This window comes from Micromonospora sp. NPDC005298 (assembly GCF_040607375.1).
GTDB lineage: Bacteria > Actinomycetota > Actinomycetes > Mycobacteriales > Micromonosporaceae > Micromonospora.
Map to the genome: position 1 here is coordinate 137134 of NZ_JBEXGP010000009.1, position 26496 is coordinate 163629.

The window sequence follows — 26496 nt, forward strand, 5'->3', positions numbered from 1 at the left end:
CTTGCTGGCCTACCGCGATATTGTCGACCTCCTATGAGCGATGCAGCGGCCTTGACGTTCGATGACTACGCTGCCGAATCGGCTGTTCTCGGGATCTACCGGCAGGTCTTCGCGGTGTTGGCGCGGAACGCCAACGCGATGGTGGACGACGCGGACTCGGTCGGGGTCGACGAGTCGATCTTGCAGGCGTTCGCTGACGCGGGGCCAGCCGGGATGACGATCGAACAGGCCGTGCTTGCATGTCCGGAAGTGCCGGCGGATGTGGTCCGGCGCCGGTTCGAGGTGCTGCGGTCGTACCGTGCGGTGACCCGGGTCAACGAGCGGCCGCACGAGATGTTCTACCAGGCGACGTTCGCGCCGTACGTGATGTTGCTTTTTCTGCGCCGGTTGTCGCAGACCGGGGGTCAGGCGGAGCTGCACCGGATGTTGTCGATGGCCCGGCTGGCGCTGGACGACGATGACACGACCCCTGAGGTGGTGCGCGAGCAGTTGCTGGAGATGACGACGGTTTTCCGGCTGCTGGCGAATCCGATCATGCAGTTGGCGAAGTCGGCGACGGTCGAGTCCTTGCGGACGCAGGCGCAGCCGCTGCTGGGTAACAGCGACCTGGTCGACAAGGCGCGGGTGTATCACAATGCGGCCGCGGACCGGCATCCGCAGTTGTTGCCGGAGTGCACGCAGCTCCGGATGGCGTTGGCGGCCTATCGCGACGCGTTGAACACCGCGGCCGGGCGGCTGCTGGCGCACGCTGGTAAGACGCGTGCGTTGGGGATGCTGCCGACCGAGCGGTGGCGCACGTTCGCGCGGGACAGCAGTACCGAGGGGCTGGCGCAGGCGCTGGACGGTTTGCTGTTCGACGCGCCGGAGCCGCTCTTCACCGCCGACGATCTGCTGGACGCGGTGGAGGAAGGGATGCAGTCCGACAGTGGCCGGGTGCCGCCGCCGCGACCGCGTGTCGACGAGGAGCCTCCGCCGACGGAGGTTGACGTCGACCCAGAGGCGACGCTGTTGGCTCAGCGCGCGGAGGAGTTGCTTGCCGGGCGGGATGTGGTCACGGTGGCGCAGCTTCTCGCCGACGCGGGTGACTGGCCGACCAGTCGGCGTGTGTTATCGGAGGTGACCGCGATTCATCTACGCCCGGAGCTGCCGTACACGGTGACCTGGGGTGACGGGTGGCGTGTCGATGTGACGTCCACGCGGACGTGGGTCTCCGACGGCTGGTTCCGTCGGGACCAGCAGGAGGCGACGTGAACGAGCGGGATGCGGCCCTGTGGTGGGCGCGGATCCGGTCCGGCGGTCCGCAGCAGGTCTCCGCTGGTGGACCGACACCGGCCGGGCTGCTTCGTCTGGTGGAGGCTGACGCCAGGGCGGTGTGGCTGATCCCGAACCTGCCCGACAGCGCGGGACCGGCTGTTCTGATCGAGTACGGGGTGCCGGGCTCTTCGATGATGGACAGCAAGGGAACTCTGCGAGTGCTGGCCGCGACTTTGCGGTGTTGCTGGCCTGATCCCGCGACGGATCCATGGCCCGGGCTGCCGGCTTCGACCGGTCATGTCGGTCAGGTGTTGCAACGGCTGGTGCCGGGCCGCAACAAGGTGAGTCGTCAGCAACTGCTGTCCGCGGGGCTCCGGCGCCTTTCGGTATCCGGTTGGGTTTTGCTGGAGGGAGCGGACACGGTGCGGATTGGTCCGCGGATCGCGTCCTTCGGGTCGCTGGAGCTGAGCACGCTTCGGGAGCTGTGGCGGTTGATCCCCGACACCGCTGAGGACGGGCCGGAGGGGTCGTGAACCGCCCGAATTCGATCTTCGAAGAGGTGCTCGGGACGTTGCCCGATCGGCAGCGGGAGCTGGTCGAAGCCGCGTACGCGCTGCTGGAGCACAGCAGTGGCCCGGTGCACCGGCAGTTCCTGCCCGCGCTGAGCGATGCGACGAGCCGTGAACGGCTGGAAGAGCTACTTCGCCGAACCGGCCGGACACTGGTGACGGTTGATCAGTTGCATTTCACGTCCGGGTTCGACGACGCCGTACGGACTGAGCTCACCGAGACCGGGTGGCAGCCGCTGTCGCTCGCCGACCGGGCCGTTCTGGTCCTGGTGCTGGTCTACTCGGTGGCGATCCCGCGCAGCGTGGAGCAGATTGCCGCGGACTCCTGGGAGAGCCCGCACCCAACCACGTTGCAAGACGTCACCCGTGACAGCAAGGTGCCGGTCGGCGAGGTCAGAGCGGCCCTGGGCCGGATGACCGCGTGTGGGCTGCTCCGAACGGTTCGCGGCGGCGACCACGACAGCGGCTACGTCCCGGGCCCGCAGTTGTCGCGGCTGACGCCGGCCGCCCGCGAGCAGTTGCAGGACCAGTTGATTCTCGCTGCGGCACCCGACCATCCGCTGGCCGCAGCGATCCGGGAACGCCGGCACAACCGCGTGGGAGGGCAGCGTTGACGTCTGTAGCCGTGCCGTCGGACGGAGTCGTCGAGGACATCGTCGGAGCGCGTGTCCTCGCTGGCATCCAGATGGTCAACATCTCGCGGCTGTCGACTCACCCGGTGCCGATCACCGCTCGTGGGCTGATCACCGTGGCAGGACAGGGGCCCTCGGATTCCAACGGTGCCGGCAAGTCGTCGTTCATCGCCGGTCTGAGCCTGCTGCACGCCGACGAGCAATGGCGGTTGCAGTCGGGGGCGCAGGCAGCGGCCGAGTTGCTGTTCACCGCCGAGCTCGCCGGTCAGGAGGCGATGCACGCCAACGCCGACTGCGGCTACCTGATCGGCGTGTTCGTGCCGCCGCAGGCCACCACGGCGGAGGAGCTGGATGCGTCGGCGTTGACGGTGTGGCTGCGGATCAACCGGCAGAGCCCGCACGTGGAGTTGCGGTGGGCCCATCGGCTGCACGTGCCGTTCGGTGACACGGAGGACGAGCGGGCCGGTGGCGCCGATGGCCTGTGGGATGCTCTGCCGCGCAGCAACGGCCGCACCGACATCCGCGCCAACCGGCTCGCCCGTACCCTGTACGGCTCGACGGTCAGGTGTGTGTCCTTCCTGTCGACCTCGGTACGGGCCAGCCCGACCGCGAACCTGCTCGCCCAGCCGCTCAACGAGCTGACCCCGGAGCGGATCTTCGAGGCCATCGGTGCGCTGACCGGCCTGACCGCCGAGATCGAACAGGAACAGAAGTCCCGGGCCGAGGAGTACGAACATGCCGGGCGGGCTGCGCGGGCCGAGGAGGAGTACGAGCTGTGGGACGACCGGATGAAGGTGGTGGAGGACGGCATCGCTTCACGGGAGCGTGCCCGGACGTTGCTGGCCGAGGCGCGTGACAGCTGGCGAAGCCGTTGCGCTCGGTACCTGGTTGACGGCTTCCACGAATCGGAGCGGATCGGCCAAGGCGTCGAGGCGAAGGAGCGTCGGCGCAAGGAACTGGACGCGCAGATCGAGACAGCCGGTGAGAAGGTCCATCGGCTGTCCGACGACAAGGCGTTCGACGAGAGCTGCCGAACCCGGATCAAGACGTACGAGGATCAGAAGGCCGTTGAGAGCGCGCTGAAGGTCGAGCAGAATCAGAACGTCGGCTCGATTGAAACCCTCGGTGGACAGCTGCGCACCCTTCAAGCCGTCGCGGCTGTCGCGGACGGGCGCACCGTTGAACAGGCCGAGGAGGAGATCGCCGAAGCAGGGAGAATGGTCCAGGCAGCGGAGCGGATCAAAGGCCGTACCGAGCACGCGCTGCGGGTTGCCAAGGCGGCGCTGTCGGCGGCGGAGAAGGGCGAGGATGTCGCGGTCGCCCAGGTCCGGTTGCTACGGGCGAACGACATCACCGCTGCGCCGCTGGTCGACACGATCTCCTTGACCGAACAGCAGCGGCCTGTATGGGAAGCTCGGCTGCTGCCCTATCAGCACGCGGTCGCCGTCGCTCACCACCAAGCTCAGGAAGCCGTCCAACTACTGGCCGCGTTACCTGGAAGCTTGCTGGTCGAAGCAGACCCGGCCGACCACCTGCTCGGGCCAGGCCTGCCGGCCGCCGCGGATCCCGACCTGCCGGTGGGTCGATTCCTCGCGGCGTTGGCAGAGCGAGCCGGTGCTGACGGGCATATCGATCCTGTGGCTGGTGTGCACGGGATCGCCGGTCTCCCGGAGGCCCTGACCGGTCGTGCTGGCCGAATCCGAGCCGCTCAGGATCAACTGGAGAAAGCCGCCGGCGAGGACGGCGAGGCTGACGAGGGGATCCGTGAGGCCGAACGGACCAAGAGCCGCGCTGACGCGCACCTGCGTGGCGCGAAAGCCGAGGCCGAGGCTGGTGCGGTTCAAGGCAAGGTGACGAAGCTCCGTAATCGCAACTCCGCCATCGAAGTGGAGCTGAGCAAACTCGACGGACCGTTGCGGCAGGCGAAGATCGGCTACGAGGCCGCTCTCGGTGAGAAAGCCGCCCGCGCCCAGCAGATCGACACGGCGAGCCGCACTCTGGCCACCCTGAAGAAGGAACTCGAAGAGAACCGCAGACAGTGGAGTGCACTGCTCCAGCAGCGTACAGATCTCGATCTTCCCCGCCTAAACGCGCAGTGGACCGGAACGGTGGATACCGCCGAGCAGCATCTGCTCACGCTCGACGAGAGTGAGGCGATGCGGCCGCCGGCGGAGTGGGACGAGGTGTGCGCGCGGCTGGCCAACGAGGTGCGCGCCGCGTGCTTTCCGCCCGGTGACCCGGAGCAGAACCGGCCGGAGGAACTGCGCGTCGTCGACGAGCAACGCGCCGACCGGCGCACCGGAGGTGCATATGTGCGGCTGATCCCCGATGTGTTGCGGATCGTTGGGAACTTCCTGACCGATCATGAGCGTGTCGACCGGGAGAACGCCTCCCAGATCCAGCGGGAGCGGCAGGCGAAGACGATCACCCTGACTGGAGCGAAGGCCGCGCTCGACGAGGCTCGGCAAACGTCGGAGGCGTTGCGGTCGACCACCGCCAAAGCGATCAAGGCGAAGCTGCGGCAGGTGTCCGACGAGTTCGACCGGCTCGACCAGACCTACGGCGGCTACGGCGGCAACCTCGACTTCCCGGAACCGGAAGCCCCCGCCGACCCTGAGAAACCGTGGCAGTGGACGATCATCCCACGTTGGCGGCGCGGCGAGGGCAAGCCGCCGTCGTCGTACCGGCTGCGCGGCAACACCGCCCAGATGGACGACAAAGCAGTGAAGCTCGTCTGCGCGGCGGCCCTCGCCGGCGCCCAGGACCGGCCGCTGTTGCTGGTCCTCGACGAACTCGGCCGCAACCTCGGCGCCGCACACCGCCGCGACGCCGTCGCCCTGTTCGAAAACATCGGCCGCGACCGGGCGATCAGCGTCGTCGGCGCCCTGCAGGACGACATGGAGAGGTACGCGATCGGCGCGTCCAGCCTCTACATCAAGTTGCGCCGCCCGTCCGACGTCATGCCGTACAACCAGGCACCGGTCGTCATCGGCAGCGAAGCCGACACCGCCCGGGTGCAACTGCTCTCCGACTGGATGACCTCGTTCCGGCCGGAGCCGCAGACATGACCGACACCGACGGCACCACTGACGGGGAACTGGATCCCGAGATCACCCTGAGCTGGATCCGCGACTATCCGGGCCTGGTCGCCTACGCACCACTGCCTCCCAGCGGCCGCTACCCCCGCGACAGCCGAGGCCGACCGAGACCGCGCTCTGCACGGCTCCGCACGGCAAATCCGAGCGAGGCCCCCCGCCGACCGGAGGGCCTGCTCAGCGACAGCGACTGGAGCTGGGTCATCCGCAGCGAGCACGGCTGGGCCGGTGTCAGCAGCAGGTTCGGTACCGACGCGCTGCGCATCATGCTGGAGCTCACCGAATTTGGCTGCGTGACTATCGGCTACACCCTCAACGGCAACGCCCTGGCCCAGCCGCCACGCCGGGTGTACCCTCACCCCGACCTCACGGCAGCCGAACAGGAACGTCGAAGCCGCCGTCGGGACGACACCAGCACCCTTCGCACTAGGGCGGAGCAGATCGCGTCGGCGCTCGCCGACGACTGGCCGGATGTCAGCCGGGCACTCCGTGATACCGATCATCCCGACCGGTTGCTGTGGGCGGTGCGCGCGGCCACCGACCTGGCCGAGGGCCGCAGCCACGATTCGCTTCGCGCCTTCGTGCAGAGTCACGCCAAGGACACGAAAGCCCGCGACGACGTGAACCATCTGCTCGCCTCGATGGGCTTCGACCACGAGACACTCATCGCCGTCGGCGTGGCCCGCAACCCGTACATCGGGCTCGGCGGCCCGATCCTGCTGCACACGACCGACGGCTCCATCCTCGACCTGTCGGCGATGCCCGGGCCGCACGACATCCGGCTGAGTCCCCACATGCTGCCGCGACTGACCGTCACCGAGCCGGGCGATGTCCTGCTGGTCGTGGAGAACCGGCAGGCGGCCGAAGCGGTCTGTGACACCCGGGCCGACCTGCCGGTCGTCTGGTGCCACGGGCAGCCGCCCGACGCCGTCGTGTCGATGATCGTCCAGGCGGCGCAGCAGACCTCCGGGGTTGTCATTTGCGCGGACGCCGACCTCGGCGGCGTCCGCATCACCGCCCGCATCCACGACAACCTGCCGTCGGACACCACCATCCACGTCGTAGACGTCGGCACCGTGCCGCACGACGAAGGCCGGCCCTTCAACACTCACAGCCGCAGCCGCCTCCAGCAGCTCGCGCAACGCCCGGATCCGGTTGGCGTCTTCGCGCAACGCTGCCTGCACCGGGGCTACGCGATCGAGCAAGAAGCCACTGCACGGGCCGCCCTTCAGGCTGTGTTGAATGGCAACCTATATGCGTAGAATATTCGACAAGAAATGCTTCTGCGTCGGCCGCAACGTCGAGATGGCTCTACCGGAGTAGAGCTCCAGGACGTTTCGGAGCGCCTCCCGACGGTCGCCGTCTGAAAACAGGGACTCTGAAGCGTGGGCACCTGGCCAGGCTGCACGGCGTGGCCTAGACGCGGGAAGCTGCCGGGAGCGTTGGAGCCGCAGCGGCCCGTGCCCAAGTGCCGGATCGCACTATGCCGAGGGCTGCCTCGTCACTAGGTTCTAGTCATCGGCCCGGCTGCTGGAGGTCTTGATGGCGAATCTGGCGACCCGACAGAACAGCGCCCGGATCCTCGACTTACAGCGCGCCATCGCCGTCACGCATGAGCGTTCACAACGGGTCTACACTGGCGCGCTGGTCCTCTCCATGGCTGTTGCCGCACTCGGCATCGTCGCCAAGATCGCACCAATGACGGCACCCGCCGTCAGTCTGACGGGTGCCTTGTGGACTGGTGTGTACGCGATCGTCTTGAGTCCCTGGGCGGAGCGCTACCAGCACTTGAGTGCAGTCCTGCAGGACATGATGGACTGCAGGCTGTTCGATCTCCCTCCCAACCCTGTCCTCGTTGGGCCAGCTGTCCCCGAGGACCAGTTGAGTGAGCTAAAGAGCCGATTCCAAGGCGAGGAGAGCTGGCTCAAGGACTACTACGTCGTCGCCGAGGTCCCCGGGCCCTATGCTGCTCTGTTTTGTTTCGAGCAGAATTTCGCATGGGGTTCCAAGGTGCGTCAACGCTACGCCCATTTGCTGGCTGGCCTGGCTGTCCTGTGGGTACTGACCGGGGTGATCATCGGCTTGCTCACCGGTATGAGCGTGGCGGCACTCATCGGCGGTTGGTTCGTGCCGTCGTTGGGTCTCCTGATGCTGTGTCTCGACACCTACCGCGGGCAGCTGTCGAGCAATCGCGAGCGGACCCGGGTCCGGGAGATGGTGTACGGACTGAGCGCCCAGCCGTCCACGACTCGGCTGATGCCGGGACCGGAGTGGGATGCCCTCGCCCGCCAGCTTCAGGATGTGCTCTTCATCCTGCGCCGACAGCAAGCTCGCACGCCGGTGTGGTTCTTCCGGCGGTTCCACGATCGCGACCAGCGCGACTTTGAGTATCGGAAGCAGGCGCTCGAGGAGCGCTTCAGCAGGCAGCCCGGGGCCTGAGTTCCTGTCTGTTTTCCGACAGGGCTCCCGTCGCGCCGTGACGGCCGGTATCGGCTCGGTGGCAGATGTGTGACACTCGCGGCACGCCGCTGTCAAAGAGATGGGGAGCCTGCAGTGCCGCAACAAGACCCCCTTGCCGAGGCACTGGGTAAGGTACCGGCGAATGCGGTTCGGGCAGCGTTCGGCGATCGCAATCTAGCGATCAGACCGGACTCGAGTGGCTGGCAGGCACGTGGTTTCACCGGCGCCAAGCTCGTCGCTGTCGTGGTCGAACACGCGCACGCTGACTACAAGGTGCCACAACGATGCATCGCCAAGGTCAGCCCACCGGGCGCCGCTGCGCCCGAGAACGCCCAGCACGATGCCGCGAATAAGCACGGCGTCGTCTCGAGTTTCCCGCTGAACCACATGGTCGGCATCGCGTTCGACCCGGTGAGGTGTCCGACCGATGAACTCGTCAGTTTCCAGGACCTTGCCGGGGACGACCTCGACAGCATGACGGTCCTATCGAGGATTCGAGATCATCAACTCGGTGACGTATGCCATCAGGTACGCCGGGGTTTGCTTGAGGAGTGGACGGGTACGGCCTTCCAGTTGCCCGAGATGACGGTTCCGGAGTTGCTCCGAAGCGAGCTCGGGGACCGAACGAGCGGCTGGGCCGTTCCCGCCGACGTTCGGTGGTTCATGACCGATGACGACGGGGCGCTCCCCAATCCGCTGGCCCTGCTGGATGATCCTGCACTCTCGACGGCGCGGCCAGAGCCCCGCATCACCGGCCATGTGCACGGCGATCTACATCAGGACAATATTTTGGTGCCGGAGAACATCGGGCGCGACCTGAGCGCCGGCCGGTATCGATTGATCGACGTTGCCACGTTTCAATCCAGCGCGCCGCTGACCCGCGACCTGGCCACGCTGCTCGTCTCCCTGCTCGCGCATCGGGTCACGAATCTCGATCAGGTGGCATTCAACGGCCTTCTGCAGTTCGTGCTCGCGCCGGGTAAGCAACCGACCGATGCGCCGACCGACCTTGCCGCCGCGATCCGGGCTCTCTGTGATCCAGGCGAGGCGCCTTTCGCGGCCACATGGCGGGGGCCCTGGAACAAGCAGATGCAGGTCTCCCTCCTCGCCCAGGCCGTTTGGCACAGCACGTACGAATCGGTGGGCCCGGTCGGGCGCTGGTGGTGCCTGCGGCTCGCGGGTCTGCTCGCACGCGGTCTTCTGTCCTATCGACGGCCCGACGTTCAGCCGATGCGCCTCATTCCGGAGATGTTCGCCGTCGCCGGTAGATCCGATGCCCTGCTCATTCGGCCGGTCATCGGACATGAGGAAACAAGGAAGCAGCTCCGTGAGGCACTGGAGTCCCCTGGTCCGGCCGTGACACTGCTACTCGGCCCGGCCGGTGTCGGCAAGTCCATCATCGCCCAGGCGGTGACGGCTGAGTTGCGGCTTCGTGGCGTACGGGTAGTCGAACACCACGCCGCTGCCGTTCGTCGGCCAGATGCCATGACCCTGGTGGAAAGCCTAGAGTACGGGACTACGGACGACCGGCTGCGGCCCGGCGAGACGGTGCACATCCGTCTGAACGCCGCTCTGGACGCCCTCGACCGACCGGTCGTGATCATGATCGATCAGGCCGAAGTATTGCTCGAGAAGGAGACCGGTGCTGTCGTCGACACCGAGTTCGACCAAGCACTCGATGCCATCGCAACCACACCGGGCCGAGCTGCGAAGGTGCTTCTCGTGTCAAGCGCCCGCCCCTCATCGACGCTAGGTTGTACGTGGCCGGGCGCAGCCAAACGGATCGCGGTGGGGGGTCTGCATCAGCCGCACTTCGGCCGGCTTCTCCGTGTACTCAATGAACCGGTGGGGACAGGCCTGACCGGGTTGACCAAATCCCAGGCCGATACGCTGCGCGAACGGCTCGGCGGCAACCCCTCGTACGCCTGGCTCGCCCAGATCATAGTCCAATCGGTCGGAAGCGAGTATGGTGCCGGTGCACTGGTCGACGAGGTTACTGCCCGACCGTCGGAAGAGGTGCCCCGCTTCCTCGCGGACGCCTTCAAAAATCAGCTGCATGAACACTCACGGCGGCTGCTCGCGGCTCTGGCTGCCTTCGGTACGCCGGTGGCGCCCGAGGCGATTGCCGCCCTGGTCCAGCATTGGCTCCCCGTCCAACACGCAACCTCGCTGTTGCAGAAGCTGGCCGATCAACGACTGGTCACGGTAGTTGACGGCCTCTACAGCCTGCCACCCTCAGACCCGTACCAGATGCGCGGCGAGCCTCCGCCAGAACGGGAGGACTGGCGGCGGATGTTGTGGAGCGCCGCACGTGAGCTCGGATCCCGACTGAAGGCTGACGAAGACGTCACTGGCGTCGATGACTTGCATGGGCACTTCGCCCTCATCGACGTGCTGCGGCGCGCCGAACGGTTCGAGGCCGCGCTCTCCAAGATGGAGCAGCTCGACGTCTTGCTCCGAAAATGGGACAGCGAGGCACTCCTTCTCGGGCGCCGCGAGCACATTCGGAACCTGCTCACCGACCCGAGACCGAAGATGTTGAACCTCAACAGTCTCGGCGACCTCTATCGATCAAGGGGCCGTCTCGACGACGCGATCGAAGCGTTTCAGGACGCCTTAAACATTGCGGAATCCGACGGCGATTCGTCCGATCGCCTACCCATTGAAATCAATATAGCTGCGACACACTGGGATCTGGGCGAGACGGAAAAGGCCGCAGACCTGTTCGGGCTCGCGTTTTCCGAGGCGAACCTGCGGGAGACGCCGGACGACCAACTTGCTGCGAGCGAAGGGCTTGCCGACTGCTACCGCCGCTGGGGTAACTACCGCCAGGCGGTGCCGCTGGCGCAACGGGCGCTGGAACTGGCCCGCGAAATCGGCTCGGACGGCGCCGCCGTCGCCATCGCGCTCAAGCTCGCCCGATGGTCGGCCGAGCTTGGCGAGTTCGCCGACGCTGAGCGGTGCATCGCGGAGGCCCGGGACGATGCAGCGAACCAGCCGGACAGCACGCTGCGCACCGCGTGCGACGACGCGAGGGCAGACCTTCTTCTCGATCACGGCCGGCCGGACGAGGCGCTGATCCTGGCGGACGACGTGCTCGCCCGAGCCCGTCGCCAACGTAGCCTGCTCTTGCAAGTTCAGGCGCACACCGTCCGGTGCATGGCGTACCTGCGGATCGAGCCCGTCGACCTAGCCGCCGCGCAGGCTGCGATCGATGCCGCCAACCGCATACGACGCAAGCATCGGTCGCTGATCGTGCCCGCTCTCCGAGCCCTGACAATCGCGCTCGACGGCCGAGTCGAGGAGGCCCATCGGTGCTTCGAGGACCTGCAGAATGAGGCCGAGCGCCGCAGCCGGGACCCCCGAGACATCAGCGCGTTGCAGATGCGGGGGTTCGCGCTTTGTTGGCGTGCACTCAACAGTGATACGGCGTTGCGTGCGTCCGTCGACGCCTTCCGTGCTGCCCGAGACTGCACCGACCCGCCGGCCATGGGAACGGAAGAGCTCCTGAACTTCTTGGTTCGGCAACTCGAGACCTGCGGCCGCCAACCGGGCCGGCTCGGCCCGATGCTAAGTGCAATCAGCGGAGCCAACCCCGGGCCTGGGCACGGATGATGGCCTGCATGCGGCCCTCGACTCCCATCTGCTCGTACAACGCCTGCAGCAACCTGTACATCGCCCGCTCGGAATAGCCGGCTTCGACCGACAACCGTGCCACCGTGGTTCCCTTGGCCAAGCGCAAAAGCCATATCCGCTGTTGTTCCGATGGCATCGCCTCGACAGGTTCGCCGGTCGCTTCGCCGGCAGCGAGTACGGCCGCGGTGTTCGACGGCAGCACCGCCTGTCCGTCAAGGGTCGCCTCGACCGTGCGGCACAGTGCTGCGGCGGTGACCTGCCGGGGCAGCACCGACCGCGCTCCCGCCCGGAGCGCACGTGCCGCGGTCACTGCGTCGACTTCATCGAATAGGGCGACGACAGCCGTCTGCGTCCGCTCGTGAAGCCGTCCTAGCAGCTGCCAGTCCTGCTCGGTGCCGAGTGTCAGCAGAACCACCCCTGTTGACGCCCGACCTGCCCAGGCCACCACATCCTCAGGGTCGTCCGCGTCGTAGCCAGCGGCGGACAAAACCGCCACCACCCCCTGACGGAACATCGGCAAGGGGTCGAAGACGCCGACAGGGACGGCCACGGCCGACAGACCTCCCCAGCGCGACAGAACCTCAGCTTAGACACCGCAGAGCTGCAGGTTTCCGCATGTCGGTGGCAGAAGCATGCCGGCACGCCGTCATAGACCCGCGATCCGCGTGCTCCCTAGCGTCGGTCTCCCGAGACTAGGGAGGTACAGGTGGTCCGTGACGAAGACATCGGCCGACGGCTGTATCGGCCGCTCCACCTATACAGCGCCTACGGCGGACCGGACGAGGTCCCCTGGGCCAAGGTCAAGGCAATCATCGAGATGGTCGATCGAAGTCCGGCCGCGTGGACGCCCCGGCTCATCTACGAGGAGATCCGAGAGGCTGGGCGCCACGACATCCCTGAGGAGTTGGTGAACATCGTGATGAACGACCTCGCCGAGGTAACGGTGGATAAGGCCCTCGGCGACTCCATGAGCCCGGTGGACCTCCGGTAGTGGGGTAAGGCCGGCTGCCGTACTAGCGTCGGCGTCGTTGTGCGCGGGTTGCCGGTTCCAGACCTGCCGACCCGTGTAGCGCGGGTTGGCGAGCGCTTGCCCAGAATCCTATCTGCGGTTGTTCGCCTCGGACATGGAACAGCTGGTGCCGTCGGGGGAGAGGTGCTTCGGGAATCTGCCGTTCCTGTTCAGCGTCAGCGACGTGCGACGGCAGGAGGGGCAGATCTGACGGCCGCGGCCGTCTACCGCAGCTCCGACACCGCAGCCGTCCGGCGACTCATCCGGATCCAGACCCTCGCCCTGGCGGTGCGAGCGCAGATCTCCGCGTTGCGGGACCACCTCGTTGCATCGCGTTGGTCGGCGCTGGATGCTCTGGCGCTGTGCGCGGTTGTGGTGAATTTCAGAGTTCGACGAAGGCGGTGAACCTGGTGCGCTCGCTACCGAAGAACGCGAGCGGCACGGGTTGCCGTCAACGCCGGTCGACTGAAACTCACCAGGACCCCTGCGGTGGGGCTCAAGCTTGATGCCCGCACGTTCATTTCGGTCAGTCAATAAACGAACCAGGCTGGCAAGGTTGGACCATACGCGGCCCGACTTCGATTCATGCTCACGCCCGGTGATTGGCGCGCGAGGTTGAGCCAACCCTGAACGTGCAGTAATCTATGAGCATGTGCACCCGAAATGGAGCACCGATGATACGTACAAGAGTTCGAATCCCCCCTCGGACACCAAATATCTGCTCCACGGTGCGTGCTGAGATCGACTTCAGCGCGCACCGTTCGCGTTTCAGGCTGGTAATTCGGCCGGAGACCGAGTTGCTGGTAGACCTCGGTTATGTCGGCTGGGTCGGCGTCGCGGAGCACGGTGGTGATGTCGCCGAGCGCGGTCACCAGGGCCGTATGTCTGCTCGGCTCATCCGGCGCGTGGTGGTGCGTACATCTGCTTCCGCACGGCACGTTCGGCCTGGGGTTGCGCGATCCAACCGGTGACCACCACCGGGTCGGCGCCGGCGTCTAGGGCGGCGCGGTAGCGCTCGAGCTTGGTGCGCACTCGGTGATGATCGTCTGGGCTGCGGTGCGTGTCGCGGGCGGCCGGTGATGATCGAGCGCACGGCGCCATCCTGGTCGATGAGCGATCAGCGACCGCACCAGGCTCGGGCCGAAGCGGTGCGGAGCCGCAGCCCGCTGACGAGCAGGGCCAGCACCGCCAGCAACCCGCCCAGCATCCCCACGACGACAACGGGCTCGACCGGCGGCGCGATCAGCGACCCGAGGCGCGGCCCGAACAGCAGCATCGTCCCGGCACCACCGAGAAAAGCGAGCCCCACGCCCACGGCGAATCGCTGGGCCACCCGCCACGCGGTCGGGCCCCCGCGCCGGAGGCCACGGAGCAGGACACCGACGGCCACCGTGCAGCCACCCAGGGCGAGCCAGTTCCCGGTGCCGCCGACCTCGGCCAGGAGCGCGATGTCAACGGCAAGCACGTACACCCACCAGAACGCGAACAGCAGCACGCTGGCGCCGATGCTTGGCGGTCGTCGCCCGGTGGCCGCCGGGCCGGGGCGCAACGGCTTGCTGATCATCGCTGGATCGTACGGACCGGTCACCAGGGAAAGCCTCGTGGCACCACATGACCGCTACGGGCCCACCCGCTCCTGGCCGGTGTCCGAGGTGAGCAGGCGGATGACCTGATCGACGTAGCGGTCACGGTCCTCCTCGGTGGTGGCCAGGGTGGCGATCTCGTGGATGGAGCGATCGAGCGGGCTTCCAGCGGCGAGCTCACAGCGGCGAGTGCTGCACCCGCGCGACATGGGGCCTTGGGCGCCGACGAGGAAACGGCCGGGGCCAGCGATGAAAGAACGAGCGGGACAGTGCATGAGCAGTCCGGGGGGCGGCCGTGGCGGCCACTTCGATCTCGGAAATAGGTCGTGCTGAGCCATTGCTGCCCGTCGTGGGCCGCAGCACGCCACCGACGACGGGAAGGCGAGTTCGCTAGCCGCTGCGACCTGCGCTACGTCGTCGCGGCCGAGGCGCATTGCCGACAAGGTTCCAACTGGTCAAAGTCGCGACGACCCGATGCGGGGGATTGGCTGGTTGTCGAGGACGAGGCCCCGTAGGCGGTTCGCTACGAGAACGCTGTCGTGTACGGACGCGGATCAGCCTCCATGGCGATCATCGACGCGTGCCGCTACGATCCGTTCTTGAAAGATTACTGAGTGTCAATGCGTGCTGTCCGTAAGCCCTGGACGCTGGCAATCCGGCCCCGTTACGAACGTGGTGCCGGCCTGAGAATCACGCCGTCTCGACGAAGGGAATCCGCATGACGGAGGGCGCGCAGACCACCGAGAGTCGAACCGTTCCGCCCGCGCGGCCGTACCCGTTCAGTGTGCCCGACCGCCTCGTCGTGGATCCGACCTATGGCGAGCTGCGCGAGAACGAGCCGATGGCCCGGGTAAAGCTCCCCTACGGCGAGGAGGCATGGCTCGCCACCCGGTATGAGGACGTCCGTACGGTCCTCGGCGACGTGCGGTTCGGCCGCTCCCCGGCCGTGCAGCGCGACGAGCCCAGGCTCACCCCGCGCCAGCAGTACAGCGGCTTGCTGACCATGGACCCGCCCGATCACACTCGGCTGCGCCGGCTGGTGGCAAAGGCGTTCACGGCACGTCGGGTAGAGGCGCTGCGACCCCGAGCCCAGGAGATCGCCGACGCGCTGGTCGACAACATGGTCCGGCTCGGTCCTCCGGCCGACCTGGTGGAGCACGTCGCCACGCCGCTGCCAATCCAGGTGATCTGCGAGCTGCTCGGGGTCCCGTACGCCGACCGCGACCGCTTCCACGTCTGGTCCGAGGCGATCGTCTCGACCACCTCCCTACCCATGGAAACGATCCAGGAGTACCTGAACAATCTCTGGGGCTACATCGGTGATTTGGTCGCCGAGCGCCGCCGCGAGCCGGGAATCGACGACCTGCTCGGCGCGTTGGTGCGCGCCCGCGACGAGAATCAGGATCGGCTCAGCGAGACCGAGTTGGTGGAGCTGGCCGGAGGGCTGCTCGCGGCCGGTCACGAGACCACGGTGACCCAAATCCCCAACTTCGTCTACGTCCTGCTGCACAATCCGGACCAGCTCGCTCGGCTGCGGGCCGACCCGTCGCTGGTGCCGGCCGCGGTCGAGGAACTGTTGCGGTACGTGCCGCTCGGCGTCGGCTCCTCCTTCGCCCGGTACGCCAAGGAGGACGTCGAGGTCGGCGGGGTGCTGGTCCGGGCAGGTGAGCCGGTTCTCGGCTCACTCTCGTCGGCGAATCGGGACGGTACCGTCTTCGCCGATCCGGACCGGCTGGATCTCGACCGCGAGCAGAACCCGCACCTGGGCTTCGGGCACGGCGTACACCACTGCGTCGGCGCGCAGCTGGCCCGCATGGAGTTGCAGGTCGCCGTCGCCACCCTCGTGACTCGCCTGCCCGGATTGCGGCTCGCCGTACCGGAAGCCGAGCTGGAGTGGAAGCGGGGCATGTTGGTGCGGGGCCTGCTCGGCATGCCGGTGGCCTGGTGAGTACCGCCTGGCGGATCGGGGTGGACTCGCGCCGTTGTATCGGCACGAGCATCTGCGCCGGTACAGCGCCCGAGCACTTCCGCCTGGTGGACGGCCTTTCCGCGCCGCTGGCCGATGTCGTCGCCCCCGCCGAGGTCGTCCTCGACGCCGCCGACTCGTGCCCGGTGGAGGCGATCACGGTCCGCGACGCCACCGACGACCGGCCGATCGCGCCGCAGGAGTGACCCGAATCGTCCTGCACGTCGACACCCGCGCCCTCGTCGAGCGATACGGCCTGCGGATCGAACTCTGCCGGTGCAACTCTGGGGCGGTGATGCAGAAGAACGCTGCTCGAAAGGGTCGGCCGAGGTGTCCAGCCCACGGCGGTGGGTCGACTGCTCACCAGGCACGCGGCCATCATCAGTCAGCATGTCGCCGAGGCCGAGACCGCGTTGGCCGTCCTGCGCGCGGGGCGTACGGGCCGGCTGACGATCCACTACTTCGCTTCGGTCGGCCCACCCCTGCTGGCACCCGCCCTCGCCTGAGTCCGGCGCGAGCACCCCGGCGTGACGATCGATGCCAAGGTGACCGATCCTGATGATCTGCTGCGAAACGTGGAGCAGGGCAGCGCCGACCTGGCCATTGTCGTCCGCCGGCCAAGCGACGAAAGCCACCAGGGCTACAGGTGGTGCCCCTGCTCGACGACGCGTACCAGGCCGTGCTGCCCACCGGACACCCGCTCGCCGCGCGACGGGTGATCGACCTGGCCGACCTCGCCAGCGAACCCTGGGTCGGTAGTGAACCCCCGGCCCCTGCCTGGAGCCCGTCATCGACGCCTGCGCCGCAGCGGGCTTCAGCCCGGACATCGTGGCGAAGTCGGAGGACTACGCCACGGCTTCAGGGATTCGTCGCGGCTGGCCTCGGCGTCAGCCTCATCCCCCGACTGGGACTGGGCACCCGCCATCCTGGCGTCACCATCCGCCGGGTCCGTCGCCCGAAGCCGATCAGGACGATCTGCGCTGCGGTCCGGGAGATCTCGCCGTCGCAGCCCGCACTGGGCGCGCTGATCGACGCCCTCAAGGACACCACGAAGAAGTGAAATCCCAGGGGGCCAGGTAGCGAGCGCTCGACCTCCGGCGCCGTCCGAAGGCCGAGCCTCGCTCCAGCAAGGGGGTTCAGACCCGGGTGATCCGCACCGCGTCGGCGACCACGAGCCCGGTGCCGCTGGTCCAGCGACTCACGCCGACCTTGTTACCCGTGCCCGCAGCCAGGGTGAACACGCCGATCGAGACCCACCTGCCGCCGTTGACCCGCTGATTGACGGAGACGGACCTGCTGCCTGTGGTGGTCTCCACAAGGTATGGCGTCTGATTGTTGTAGCCCGCGTCGGCCGGGTACCAAACTGAGATCTCATAGCTTCCGGTCGCCGGGATGGTCGACCGGAACCAGGCGACGTCGCTGGACGACACCGGACTGGTAAACCGGTAGTCGGTGCCGAACCGTTGGCCGGAGTAGGCCGACGTGCCCCATGCACTGCTCGCGGTGAACCCGCCCGAGGCGCTGTTGTCGATGGTCGTGGTCCACTGCTGCGGCGGGGTCTGCGTAACCCTCACGTCGAGGTAGTTGCGGTCGATCTTCATCGTGACGCCACCCCACGTCTCGGTGACCTCCCCGGCGTACTGGTGCACGCGCTGCTGGTTCGCGTAGTAGGCATCGGCGCAGTAACTTCCGGCGTCCGTGTCAGCCACCCCGTTCCACCAGGCGATCCAGATCTGGTCGAGTCGCGTGTAGCTCGGGTTGTCGTAGGCGTCGCAGACGTCCTTGATGCCGGACGAACCGCTGGAGTACATGCCGGCGAGGTAGCCCCGTACGTGCAACTGCGCGGTCCAACCGGACAGGAACGACAGCACGGCGGCCCGGCACGACGCGTTCGACGGGTACTGCTCGATGTCGTTGTAAATGGTGCTCTCGGCGCCGATGCCCAGTGCCTGGGCGGCATTCGCGGCGCTGTTGGCCGCGGAGACGCCTTGCGACCGGGCGGTCGTGGGATCGGCGGACATCTTCGGCGTGCGGGTGCCGCACGGTGCCTGGTAACCCAGCTCGATGGGGATCAGCCGCCATCCGTTGCTGGTCTGGTTGGCCACCCAGCTCGCGGTGAGGTTGGGCTGTGAACAGGAGCGGCTCGCCCCGCTGATGTAGATGCCGACCGCACCGTAGGGCGAACTGGCCCGCCACGCGTTCATCGTGGCCTGTGACGGAGCGGCGCAGGTGTCGAAGCCCCGGCCGGTGAAGGTGCCGGGTTGCGGGCCGGTGGCCAGCGGCGTCACCGCGGTTGATGCTTGTGTGGGTGTCGCGGCCACAGCAATCGACTCGGCGGGCGCCACGATCACCGCGGCAACGGTGAGACTCGCCAGCCACCCGGCAGTGACTCTCACGTTGCCTCCTCTGAAGAAATTATTGCTTGAGAACGGGCAGTGCGAAAGATTTCTACCACGAATCGATGAGTGGCAATAGAGGGCTGCCGCCGACCCGCAGACATGCGAATCGGCGGTGACCTCCAGGTGACGGTCACCGCCGATTGCGTGGTCGAACAGGTCAGGCGGCCGAGCAGGCGGTGTCCAGCTCCTTGATGGCGGCTTCCAGGGCCTTCTTGCTGGGCTTGGCGTCGGCGGACTTGTTGTACGCGTCGCTCAGGCCCATCATCTCGTCCTGAATCTTTTTCGGAGGCGGCGGTGACCGCCTCGTTGGCGCCCATCGTGTGCGCCAGGATCGCGACCGAGCCGGCGACCCACTGGGCACTGACCGCGACGTGCCCGGCCGGCGGGCGGATCTTCTCAGCCTTGGTGATCTTGGCCGCGTTGTCCTTGATGTCCTCCTTGATGTCGGCGCGGGCCTTCACTGTGGCTGCGTCGTCGGCTGCGGCACTGGTCGAGGGTGGTGGCCGCACCGCTGGCCGGGGCGGCGCTGTGGGCCGCTGCGGACGGCACCGGCTGCGTCAAGCAAAGGAGCGCCGCACCAGGGACCACGTCGGTTCCGACTGCGGCGGTGCTGACCGCACCGGCCGATTCTCAGATGATCCTCAAGATATCCCACCTCGACGGCCACGGACGGCACGACTGGTGTGTGCTGTCGCTACTGATCATCCCCCTGTGCTGGAGCTTTCATGAGAGATAGACCGACGTTGACCTTATCCGTCCTGCTCGCCGTGACCCTCGTGGCGACCGTGGCACCCCCGGCCAACGCGTCCGCGATCGGCTCCGGCGAGGAGCGCTTCCAGCCGACTGTCACCTACGACCTGTCGGTGACCGACGCTGAGCGCGACGCGATCCACGCGGAAGTCGAGGCGTTGGCCGGACGCGTCAGCAGCGCGCGGGCGGGGGACGGGACGTACAACCCGCTCAGTCTGGTCGGGGCGATGCTGGACGGGTCGAGCTACGACTCCATTTCCCGAGGTGGCACGGCCGCCACGGCGTACCCCTTCCCGGTCAGCAACACCGAAGCCAACCAGAACGAGTACGACCGCAAGGTCGCCAAGCTCGCCTGGGTGGTCAAGCTGGCCACCGACCTGGGTTTCCCGGTGGTCGTTCAGCGCCAGCCCGACAAGTACGTCTACGCCGAGATCGGTGACCCGGACGCCCCGGAAATGATCATGGCGCTGAGCCACCTGGACTCGCCGACGTCATCCGTTTCGCCGGCCCAGCTGGCGCGCTGGCGGGACGCCGATGGCAACCTCGGCACTCCTGATGCCTACCACTCGCCCTACATCAAGGACGGCTGGGTCTACGGGGCGGGCATCCAGGACGACAGTGGCCCGACGCTGGCGACGCTGCTCGCAGCCAAGGCGCTTCTCCAGGCCGGGTTGCCTCTCGACCGTCGCATCCGCATCGTCATGGGAATCTACGAGGACGGCGGTCCCGGCACGCCCTCGGCGGCGAACACCGCCGCCTTCCAGTCCATCCCGTACAACTCGAACCCGAGCTTCTACGACAACTGGGCATACAAGAACCTCAATCGGGAGGAGATCCCGATCGCGGCCTACACCTCCGACTCGCGGTTCCCGGTCATCGTCGGCAACTCCGGCTCGGTGACCCCGGCCGTGTCGATGAGCCTGGCTGCGGACAGCACCAAGGCCTTCCGGCTGACGGCTGCCACGGCCGGCGTCACCCTGCGCGAAGGCGACCCGACGCTCAAGGACATCGCCTACGGCAGCACCACGCAGATCGCCTCGCGGGCCATTTTCACCCTCGACGTGGCGGGCGCCAGCTCCGCTGAGCGCGACCGGTTCGTGTCGACGATCACCGCTGCCGCGACCACGAAGGGTTGGCTCCCGGCTGCTCCCCGCACCACGCCCAAGGTGCAGACCACGATCACCGGCGACTCGCTCACGCTGGAGATCAACACCGATGTGGCGATGGAGATGCCGACCCCGCAGTACGGCAAGAACGCCGTCGTGTGGGGGATGTTCCTCATCTCCCAGGGACTCGGCGCGTTGGGAGACACGGCCGCCGACATGCAGTTGAAGAAGGCCGCCGACGGCATCACCGACCTGTTCTTCCGCGACGGCGTCGAGGGCGACGCCTATATCGGCAAGTACATGGGCATCCCGGCGAACCTGTTGCGCAACCCGAGCAACGGCACGCCGAACCTGACCTTCGCCCTCATGGCGAACATCAACTCGGAGACCCCGACGAGCTTCTACACGGACGCCTCCGGCAGCCTCAGCATGCCGGTGTACGTGCGCAGCATGCACCTCAACGCGGCTGACTCCGGCCAGGCGACGGCGGCGGTCACGGACGCCTTCCAGTCGAAGGGGTTCACCATCGGCAGCCTTGGCTCGCCCATCGGCGCCGGGTTGTACGTCACTCACGACAACCCGCTGACGGCTCTTCAGTTCGGGAGTTACCAAGCCTCGATCGATCACAGCCCGCAGGAGTTCGCGGATCCGTATTCCCTCCGGGACGTGGTGTATCCGCAGGGCACGACCGGTGGCACGCTGGCCAGCAACTTCCGCAACAAGATGACCGCCTTCGGCGCGGTCATCCCGGGTAACGAGCGCTGGTGGCACACGGCCAACGAGCGGATGAAGGTCGACTCGGCAGTGCAGATGACCAAGATCATGGCCGATGGCATGCTGGAGATGGCCCGCTACTCCGGGCCTGCCGGCGCCAAGTTCATGTGGGCGGACATGCCGGGGCTGAACGCCGACCGCGCGGACCTCGACCTGCTCGACGTCACGATCGGGACCTACAAGGACGCGTCGCCGGCTGTCGGCACGAACCAGTTGGGCAACCAGGCACTGCTCGGCGCCACCTCGTTCAACATCCCGATGTGGAACGGGCGCGGCAACACGGCCCCGACGCAGGCGGCCTTCGCACTGGGCCACGAACCGGGAGGGGTCTACCTGCCCCTGAACGACGCCGAGTACCTGAACAACTCGTACGTGGCGCCGATGCGTCTGGAGTTCAAGGTGGAGCGCCCCGACCACATGTCGGACGCGGCGTGGGCGAAGTTCGTCGCCGGCGGCTACGGCGGCTTCCAGTTCAACATTCTCGTCGGTGGCGCGGTTGTGCCGCTGGCCGTTCCTGCGGGGCAGAGCGCGGACAAGTACTTCTCCTCGCGCATCTCGGCCACCAACCCCGACGCCATCTACCTGTCGGTCAACCTCGCGATCACCGATGCGCCGTACGCCGGGGTGAAGCCCGTCCTCGCGGATTCCAAGACGGACCTGTACGCGCTCAACCCGACGTACCTGGCCTCCAACCCGGATCCGTTCCCGGGGCGCGGTGCCGTCGAACAGCGGGGCTTCTTCGTGTTCGGTGATGGGCAGAAGAACGCGGAGTTCTCGTCACCCGACGCGGTCTACGTGACGGTCGCCAACGCGGCCGTCGATGCGAAGCCGTCGGCGGTGGTGAAGAAGCTGAAGGGCAACACCAACGAGTTGACCATCACGGTGAAGCAGACCCGCATCGACGGCAGCGAGTCTTCTGTGACGGGCACGTTCACCATCAACAACAACGCTGCTGGCACCTACACCGTCGGCGACTACAAGGTGTACGTCGACACCAAGGGCAACACCCAGGTGCGGTCGATCTTCATCGTGTGACGCCTGTGACGCGGAAGTTCAGCACGCACAGAGTGCACGCACGACGCCTCGACTGAGGGTCAGCGCCAACGGGTGCGACGCACATTGACAACGAAGTGGAACCATTGCCATTGGTGATGGTTCCACTTTGTTGTGCGCCATTGGGCGTACTGATGCGGCCGAACCAAACTGCCGCTGGCGGCCTGGCTTAGGCTCACCGTCATGACGTTGCACGCCCGAGTGGTGGCCGACGACTTCCCAGCCACCCTGCGCTTCTGGACCGACCTGCTCGGCGAGCCCGCGAAGGTGGTCGCCGACTTCGAGTACGCCAACTTCGACCGGGGCGGCGAGACGGTGCTCGCCGTGCTGGGCCGCAAGGCCGCCGAGGCGGTGCTGCCGGTGGGCCGGGGCGACGGCGGCGTCCTGGTGGTGGTTCCGGTGCCGGACGTCGACGCCACCGTCGCCGGGCTGCCCGCCGGAACGGTAGTGGTGGCGCCCGCCGACCGCCCCGGCTGGGGCATTCGCTCGGCCTACCTGCGTGACCCCGAGGGCAACCTGGTCGAGGTCCAGAGCTGGCCGGCCCGCTGACCGGACCCGCTCACATCCCGCCCCGGCGGCCGGATCCCGAACAGTTCCAGAGGATGTTGTAAACGCCCAACCCCCGTGGTGCTTGCCCCTACCACGCGCGTGGAACGGGCAGATGTCCCCTGTTCGCGGGGCTTGGCCGCGTCCCCGCAGCGTGCGCGATGATCCGGGCAGCTACACACCGGCAAGCCGAGCGCGGAGCAGCATGACTGGGGCAACGAGAACTGAACATCCGGCCGGGCCGGACGTCGATCACCGGGCGTCCGAGGAGCTCAGCCGGCGCAGCCAGTTCGTCCGCGCCTTCGTCGAGCACGCGGCGGAGCGCCCGGCGAGTGAGCGGAGGAGCGTCCGGCTGCCGACGCTGATCACCGTGACCGCGCTGGTAGCGGTGGGTGCCGTCGTCGTCGGAGTGTTCTGGCACCTGGTCAAGCCGATGAGCGCTGCCCAGAAGGCGGCTTTCAAGGGCAAGGCACCGGCCAGCTCGGCCCCGCCGGTCGCGGGCTTCAACGCGGTCGCCGGCTGGGACTGCGAGGCGCGTGCCGACCGCGGGTTCGACGCCCAGGGCCGCACCGCAGAGTGGCGGACCGTCGGCACCGGCGGCTGGAAGCAGGACGGCTGCCGCGGCACGTTCCAGACACTGCCCCTGCCCACCGCGGAGCGGAGCCAGGCGCAGACGTCGACCTGGTCCTTCAGCACCGGCGAGCGCATCACCTCCTGCCAGGTCAGCGTCTATGTGCCGGCGGTGCCCGGAACCACACTCGCCAACGGCGTCAAGTACACGATCACCACCGGGACCTCCGGCACGCCGTACGCCAACTTCACCGTCGACCAGCGCAAGGCCGCCGGCACCTGGGTCGGCGTCGGGACCTTCCCGGTGCACCGCAACGAGATCGCCGTGCGGCTCGACGCCAAGGAAGCCTCCGGAGCCAAGCAGGCGCGGATCGTCCTGGCCCAGGTGCGGGTGAACTGTGCGTCCTGAGGTGGCCGCGGCCAAGATCGAACGGGTCTCCACCCGGGCGTGGAGCCGGCACCGCACGATCGGTGCGGCCGTGCGCGCCGCCAAGTCGGGCACGGTCGTGGCGGTGGCGGCCGGCACCTACCGTGAGTGCCTCGTGCTGGACGGCACGGTCACCGTCGTGGCCGAGAACGAGGACGGTCTGGTCGAGCTGGTCGCGGCCGAAGGGCCCGCCCTGTTGGTACGCGCCGGCACGGTCACCGCGCGCGGCCTGACGATCCGTGGCGATGTCACAGTCATCTCCGGGCACCTGAACCTGGAGGACAGCAGGGTCGTTGCCGGGTCGGTGCAGCTCACCGGCCGTTCCACGGCCCGGCTGACCGGCTGCTCGGTGGACGGCGCCGAGGACGTCGCGGTGGGCGTGGCCGACGGGGCCAGGCTCGACGCCGAACGGCTGCGGGTGACCGGAGCCGCGGTGGCCGCGACCGGGTCGGCCGTGCTCACCCTCACCGACGCCGTGCTCACCGACAGCCCGGGCGTCGCTGTCCGCCTCGCCGGGACCGCCTCGGCCGTACTCACCGGTTGCGACATCGGCGGAGCCGCCGACGCCGGCGTCGAGGTCCGCGACGCCAGCGTACTGCGTCTGTCCGGCAGCCAGGTGCACGATGTCGGCGGCGACGGCGTCCGCGTGCTCGGCAACCTGCCCGGCGACCGCGCCTGGTGGGCGCCCGTGCGGCCCGGCCGAGCCGACGACCACGAGATCGCCGAGCCGCCGGAGGGCGCCGGCGTCGTCGTGCGCAACTGCGAGATCAGTCGCACCGGCGGGGCCGGGCTCGTCACCGGCGGCACCTCCGGCACGCTGCTGGTGGACACGACCGTCAACCGGGCCAGCACCGCCGGGGTGCTGGCCGCCCAGCAGAGCCGACTGGGCGTACGCAATTCCACAGTGACCGACAGCGTGCAGACCGGTCTCGCCCTGCGCGACGACGCCGAGGTTCGCTGGACCGGCGGCGCGCTGAGCACCGCGGCCGCCAACGGCGTCTTCGCGGTCGGCGCCAGCCGGCTGCTGATGCGCGACAGCGCGGTTACCACCTGCGGATTCACCGCGGTGCACCTGACCGGCGCGGCGGCGGTCACCCTGCTCGACGTCACCATCGAGGGCACCTCCGAGCTGGGCGTGCGCGCCTCCGGTACGGCGATCCTGCATGTGCGCGGCGGCCGGGTCGAGCGGGCGGAGCTGGGCGGCATCCAGATCGACGAGACCGCCGACGCCCAGCTGCGCGGGCTGACCGTGGCCAGGTGCCACACCGGCGTACGGGTCGACACCCCGCACCGGCCGCTGCTGGAGGACTGCGTCATCCGCGACATCGCCCAGACCGGGGTGGAGATAGCAGCCGGTGCCGCGCCGGCGATCACGCGGACCGCCGTACGCGGCTGCGGCGCCGCCGGCATCTTCATCGATGTCGACGCCGAGCCGATGCTCGACGACTGCGAGGTCGCCGAGATCGGTGGCAGCGGGATAGCCGTCTGGACCGGCGCCCGCCCGACAGTGCGGCGACTGACGGTCACCGACACGAAGAAGAACGGCATCTATTTCGGAACGGGAGCGCACGGCAGCATCGCCGACTCGACGTTCTCCCGGACCGGGTATCCCGCCATCTACCTCGGCGACGACGCCGACCCGGCGTTCCACCGGTGTGCCGTACGCGAGACGGACGAGGACGTCAGCCAGGGTGAGCGGGCGTCGGCGACCTTCACCGAATGTCACAGCTCGGGGGTCGGCGCGGCGCGCTGGCCCTCGGTCGCCGTTCCGGTGGCGGTCGCTGGCCCGGCGACGGGCGCCACCGCGGCGTCCGGCTTCGCGCTTCAGCCTGACACCGTCGAGCTGCAACCGCTGCTCGACCAACTCGACGAGCTGATCGGGCTCACCCGGGTCAAGCGGGACGTCGGGACGATGGTCAAGCTGATGCACCTGGTGAAACGGCGCCGCGAGGCTGGCCTGGCGCCCCCGCCGATGTCCCGGCACCTGGTGTTCGCCGGCAACCCCGGCACCGGCAAGACGACAGTCGCCCGGCTCTACGGTCAACTGCTCGCCGCGCTGGGCATGCTGGGCAGCGGCCACCTCGTCGAGGTCGACCGCGGCATGCTCGTCGGCGAGTACGTCGGGCACACCGCACCCAAGACCCAGGCGGCGTTCGAGCGTGCGCTCGGCGGGGTGCTGTTCATCGACGAGGCGTACGCGCTGGTGCCCGAGGACCAGGGCGGCGACTTCGGCCGCGAGGCGATCTCCACGCTGGTCAAGCTCATGGAGGACCACCGCGAGGAGGTCGTCGTCATCGTGGCCGGCTACCCCGACCAGATGCGCCACTTCATCGCCGCCAACCCGGGCCTGTCGTCCCGGTTCTCTCGCACCCTGACCTTCGACGACTACTCCGAGGACGACATGGTCCGGATCGTCGCGAAACAGGCCAAGGACCACGACTACCGACTCTCCGACGGAGCCCAGGAGCGACTGGCCGAGTTCTTCGCCACCATCGACCGCGGCGAAGGCTTCGGCAACGGCCGGTACGCGCGCAAGGTCTTCCAGGCGATGACCGAGCAGCACGCCGGGCGCATCAGCGCCCTCGGCGATCCCAGTGACGAACAGCTCAGCACGCTGGAAGCCGCCGATCTGACCGACGTCGACTTCGACGTCCGAGGCTGAGGAGC

At 67.9% G+C, this 26496-nt stretch carries 20 protein-coding genes and 1 pseudogene; 16 read left to right on the top strand and 5 right to left on the bottom strand.

The window, feature by feature from the left end; genetic code table 11:
* The first annotated feature begins 33 nt into the window (after nt 1-33).
* From ABZS77_RS16480 to ABZS77_RS16510, 7 genes are all read left to right on the top strand, one after another.
* A complete protein-coding gene (locus ABZS77_RS16480) occupies nt 34-1251 on the top strand; it encodes a hypothetical protein (RefSeq protein ID WP_354823282.1) in 1218 nt (405 codons plus the stop codon).
* The gene (locus tag ABZS77_RS16485; protein ID WP_354823284.1) at nt 1248-1787 is read left to right on the top strand and encodes a hypothetical protein; all 540 of its coding nucleotides are present in this window, start codon (nt 1248-1250) and stop codon (nt 1785-1787) included. Before ABZS77_RS16480 ends, ABZS77_RS16485 begins: the two co-directional genes overlap by 4 nt.
* Entirely contained in the window at nt 1784-2437 is a 654-nt protein-coding gene (locus ABZS77_RS16490) for a hypothetical protein (protein WP_354823286.1), read from the top strand. Before ABZS77_RS16485 ends, ABZS77_RS16490 begins: the two co-directional genes overlap by 4 nt.
* The gene (locus ABZS77_RS16495) at nt 2434-5523 is read left to right on the top strand and encodes a hypothetical protein (RefSeq protein ID WP_354823288.1); all 3090 of its coding nucleotides are present in this window, start codon (nt 2434-2436) and stop codon (nt 5521-5523) included. The genes ABZS77_RS16490 and ABZS77_RS16495 overlap by 4 nt, the downstream gene beginning before the upstream one ends.
* The gene (locus ABZS77_RS16500) at nt 5520-6812 is read left to right on the top strand and encodes a DUF2399 domain-containing protein (RefSeq protein ID WP_354823290.1); all 1293 of its coding nucleotides are present in this window, start codon (nt 5520-5522) and stop codon (nt 6810-6812) included. Before ABZS77_RS16495 ends, ABZS77_RS16500 begins: the two co-directional genes overlap by 4 nt.
* Nucleotides 6813-7092: 280 nt before the next feature.
* Nucleotides 7093-7989 carry an S-4TM family putative pore-forming effector gene (locus ABZS77_RS16505; protein WP_354823292.1) on the top strand — a complete coding sequence of 299 codons (897 nt, stop codon included), beginning with the start codon at nt 7093-7095 and terminating at the stop codon, nt 7987-7989.
* A 114-nt stretch (nt 7990-8103) separates the two neighbouring features.
* Nucleotides 8104-11625, top strand: coding sequence for a tetratricopeptide repeat protein (locus ABZS77_RS16510; RefSeq protein ID WP_354823294.1), 3522 nt, complete (start codon nt 8104-8106; stop codon nt 11623-11625).
* Here the strand turns inward: ABZS77_RS16510 and ABZS77_RS16515 are convergent.
* A complete protein-coding gene (locus ABZS77_RS16515; protein WP_354823296.1) occupies nt 11591-12196 on the bottom strand; it encodes a DNA-binding response regulator in 606 nt (201 codons plus the stop codon). The genes ABZS77_RS16510 and ABZS77_RS16515 overlap by 35 nt on opposite strands.
* 156 nt (nt 12197-12352) lie before the next feature.
* On the opposite strand from ABZS77_RS16515, the gene ABZS77_RS16520 reads away from it, so the two are divergent.
* Nucleotides 12353-12637, top strand: a complete 285-nt coding sequence (locus ABZS77_RS16520; RefSeq protein WP_354823298.1) for a hypothetical protein — start codon at nt 12353-12355, stop codon at nt 12635-12637.
* Nucleotides 12638-13549: 912 nt separating this feature from the next.
* Here ABZS77_RS16520 and ABZS77_RS16525 read toward each other — a convergent pair.
* The 3 genes from ABZS77_RS16525 to ABZS77_RS16535 all read right to left on the bottom strand — a co-directional run bounded on the left by ABZS77_RS16525 (nt 13550) and on the right by ABZS77_RS16535 (nt 14447).
* Nucleotides 13550-13687, bottom strand: a complete 138-nt coding sequence (locus ABZS77_RS16525) for a hypothetical protein (RefSeq protein WP_354823300.1) — start codon at nt 13685-13687, stop codon at nt 13550-13552.
* Nucleotides 13688-13772: 85 nt separating this feature from the next.
* Nucleotides 13773-14219: a hypothetical protein gene (locus ABZS77_RS16530; protein ID WP_354823302.1), complete on the bottom strand. Its 447-nt coding sequence runs from the start codon at nt 14217-14219 to the stop codon at nt 13773-13775.
* Nucleotides 14220-14273: 54 nt separating this feature from the next.
* A complete protein-coding gene (locus ABZS77_RS16535; protein ID WP_354823304.1) occupies nt 14274-14447 on the bottom strand; it encodes a hypothetical protein in 174 nt (57 codons plus the stop codon).
* Nucleotides 14448-14956: 509 nt separating this feature from the next.
* Here ABZS77_RS16535 and ABZS77_RS16540 point away from each other — a divergent pair.
* From ABZS77_RS16540 to ABZS77_RS16555, 4 genes and pseudogenes are all read left to right on the top strand, one after another.
* Nucleotides 14957-16186, top strand: a complete 1230-nt coding sequence (locus tag ABZS77_RS16540; protein WP_354823306.1) for a cytochrome P450 — start codon at nt 14957-14959, stop codon at nt 16184-16186.
* Nucleotides 16183-16410 carry a ferredoxin gene (locus ABZS77_RS16545; RefSeq protein ID WP_354823308.1) on the top strand — a complete coding sequence of 76 codons (228 nt, stop codon included), beginning with the start codon at nt 16183-16185 and terminating at the stop codon, nt 16408-16410. Before ABZS77_RS16540 ends, ABZS77_RS16545 begins: the two co-directional genes overlap by 4 nt.
* Nucleotides 16411-16551: 141 nt before the next feature.
* Nucleotides 16552-16710, top strand: coding sequence for a hypothetical protein (locus tag ABZS77_RS16550; RefSeq protein ID WP_354823310.1), 159 nt, complete (start codon nt 16552-16554; stop codon nt 16708-16710).
* A gap of 39 nt (nt 16711-16749) precedes the next feature.
* Nucleotides 16750-17264: pseudogene (locus ABZS77_RS16555) on the top strand (LysR substrate-binding domain-containing protein).
* A 76-nt stretch (nt 17265-17340) separates the two neighbouring features.
* Here ABZS77_RS16555 and ABZS77_RS16560 read toward each other — a convergent pair.
* The gene (locus ABZS77_RS16560) at nt 17341-18600 is read right to left on the bottom strand and encodes a glycoside hydrolase domain-containing protein (RefSeq protein ID WP_354823312.1); all 1260 of its coding nucleotides are present in this window, start codon (nt 18598-18600) and stop codon (nt 17341-17343) included.
* Between the two features lie 728 nt (nt 18601-19328).
* On the opposite strand from ABZS77_RS16560, the gene ABZS77_RS16565 reads away from it, so the two are divergent.
* From ABZS77_RS16565 to ABZS77_RS16580, 4 genes are all read left to right on the top strand, one after another.
* Nucleotides 19329-22268, top strand: a complete 2940-nt coding sequence (locus ABZS77_RS16565; protein WP_354823314.1) for a M20/M25/M40 family metallo-hydrolase — start codon at nt 19329-19331, stop codon at nt 22266-22268.
* 201 nt (nt 22269-22469) lie between these two features.
* Complete coding sequence (locus ABZS77_RS16570) at nt 22470-22835, top strand: VOC family protein (RefSeq protein WP_354823316.1); 366 nt, start codon at nt 22470-22472, stop codon at nt 22833-22835.
* A gap of 202 nt (nt 22836-23037) precedes the next feature.
* A complete protein-coding gene (locus tag ABZS77_RS16575; RefSeq protein WP_354823318.1) occupies nt 23038-23811 on the top strand; it encodes a hypothetical protein in 774 nt (257 codons plus the stop codon).
* Nucleotides 23801-26491 (top strand): right-handed parallel beta-helix repeat-containing protein, encoded by a 2691-nt coding sequence (locus ABZS77_RS16580; protein ID WP_354823320.1) that lies wholly within the window; start codon nt 23801-23803, stop codon nt 26489-26491. The genes ABZS77_RS16575 and ABZS77_RS16580 overlap by 11 nt, the downstream gene beginning before the upstream one ends.
* Nucleotides 26492-26496 lie beyond the last annotated feature (5 nt).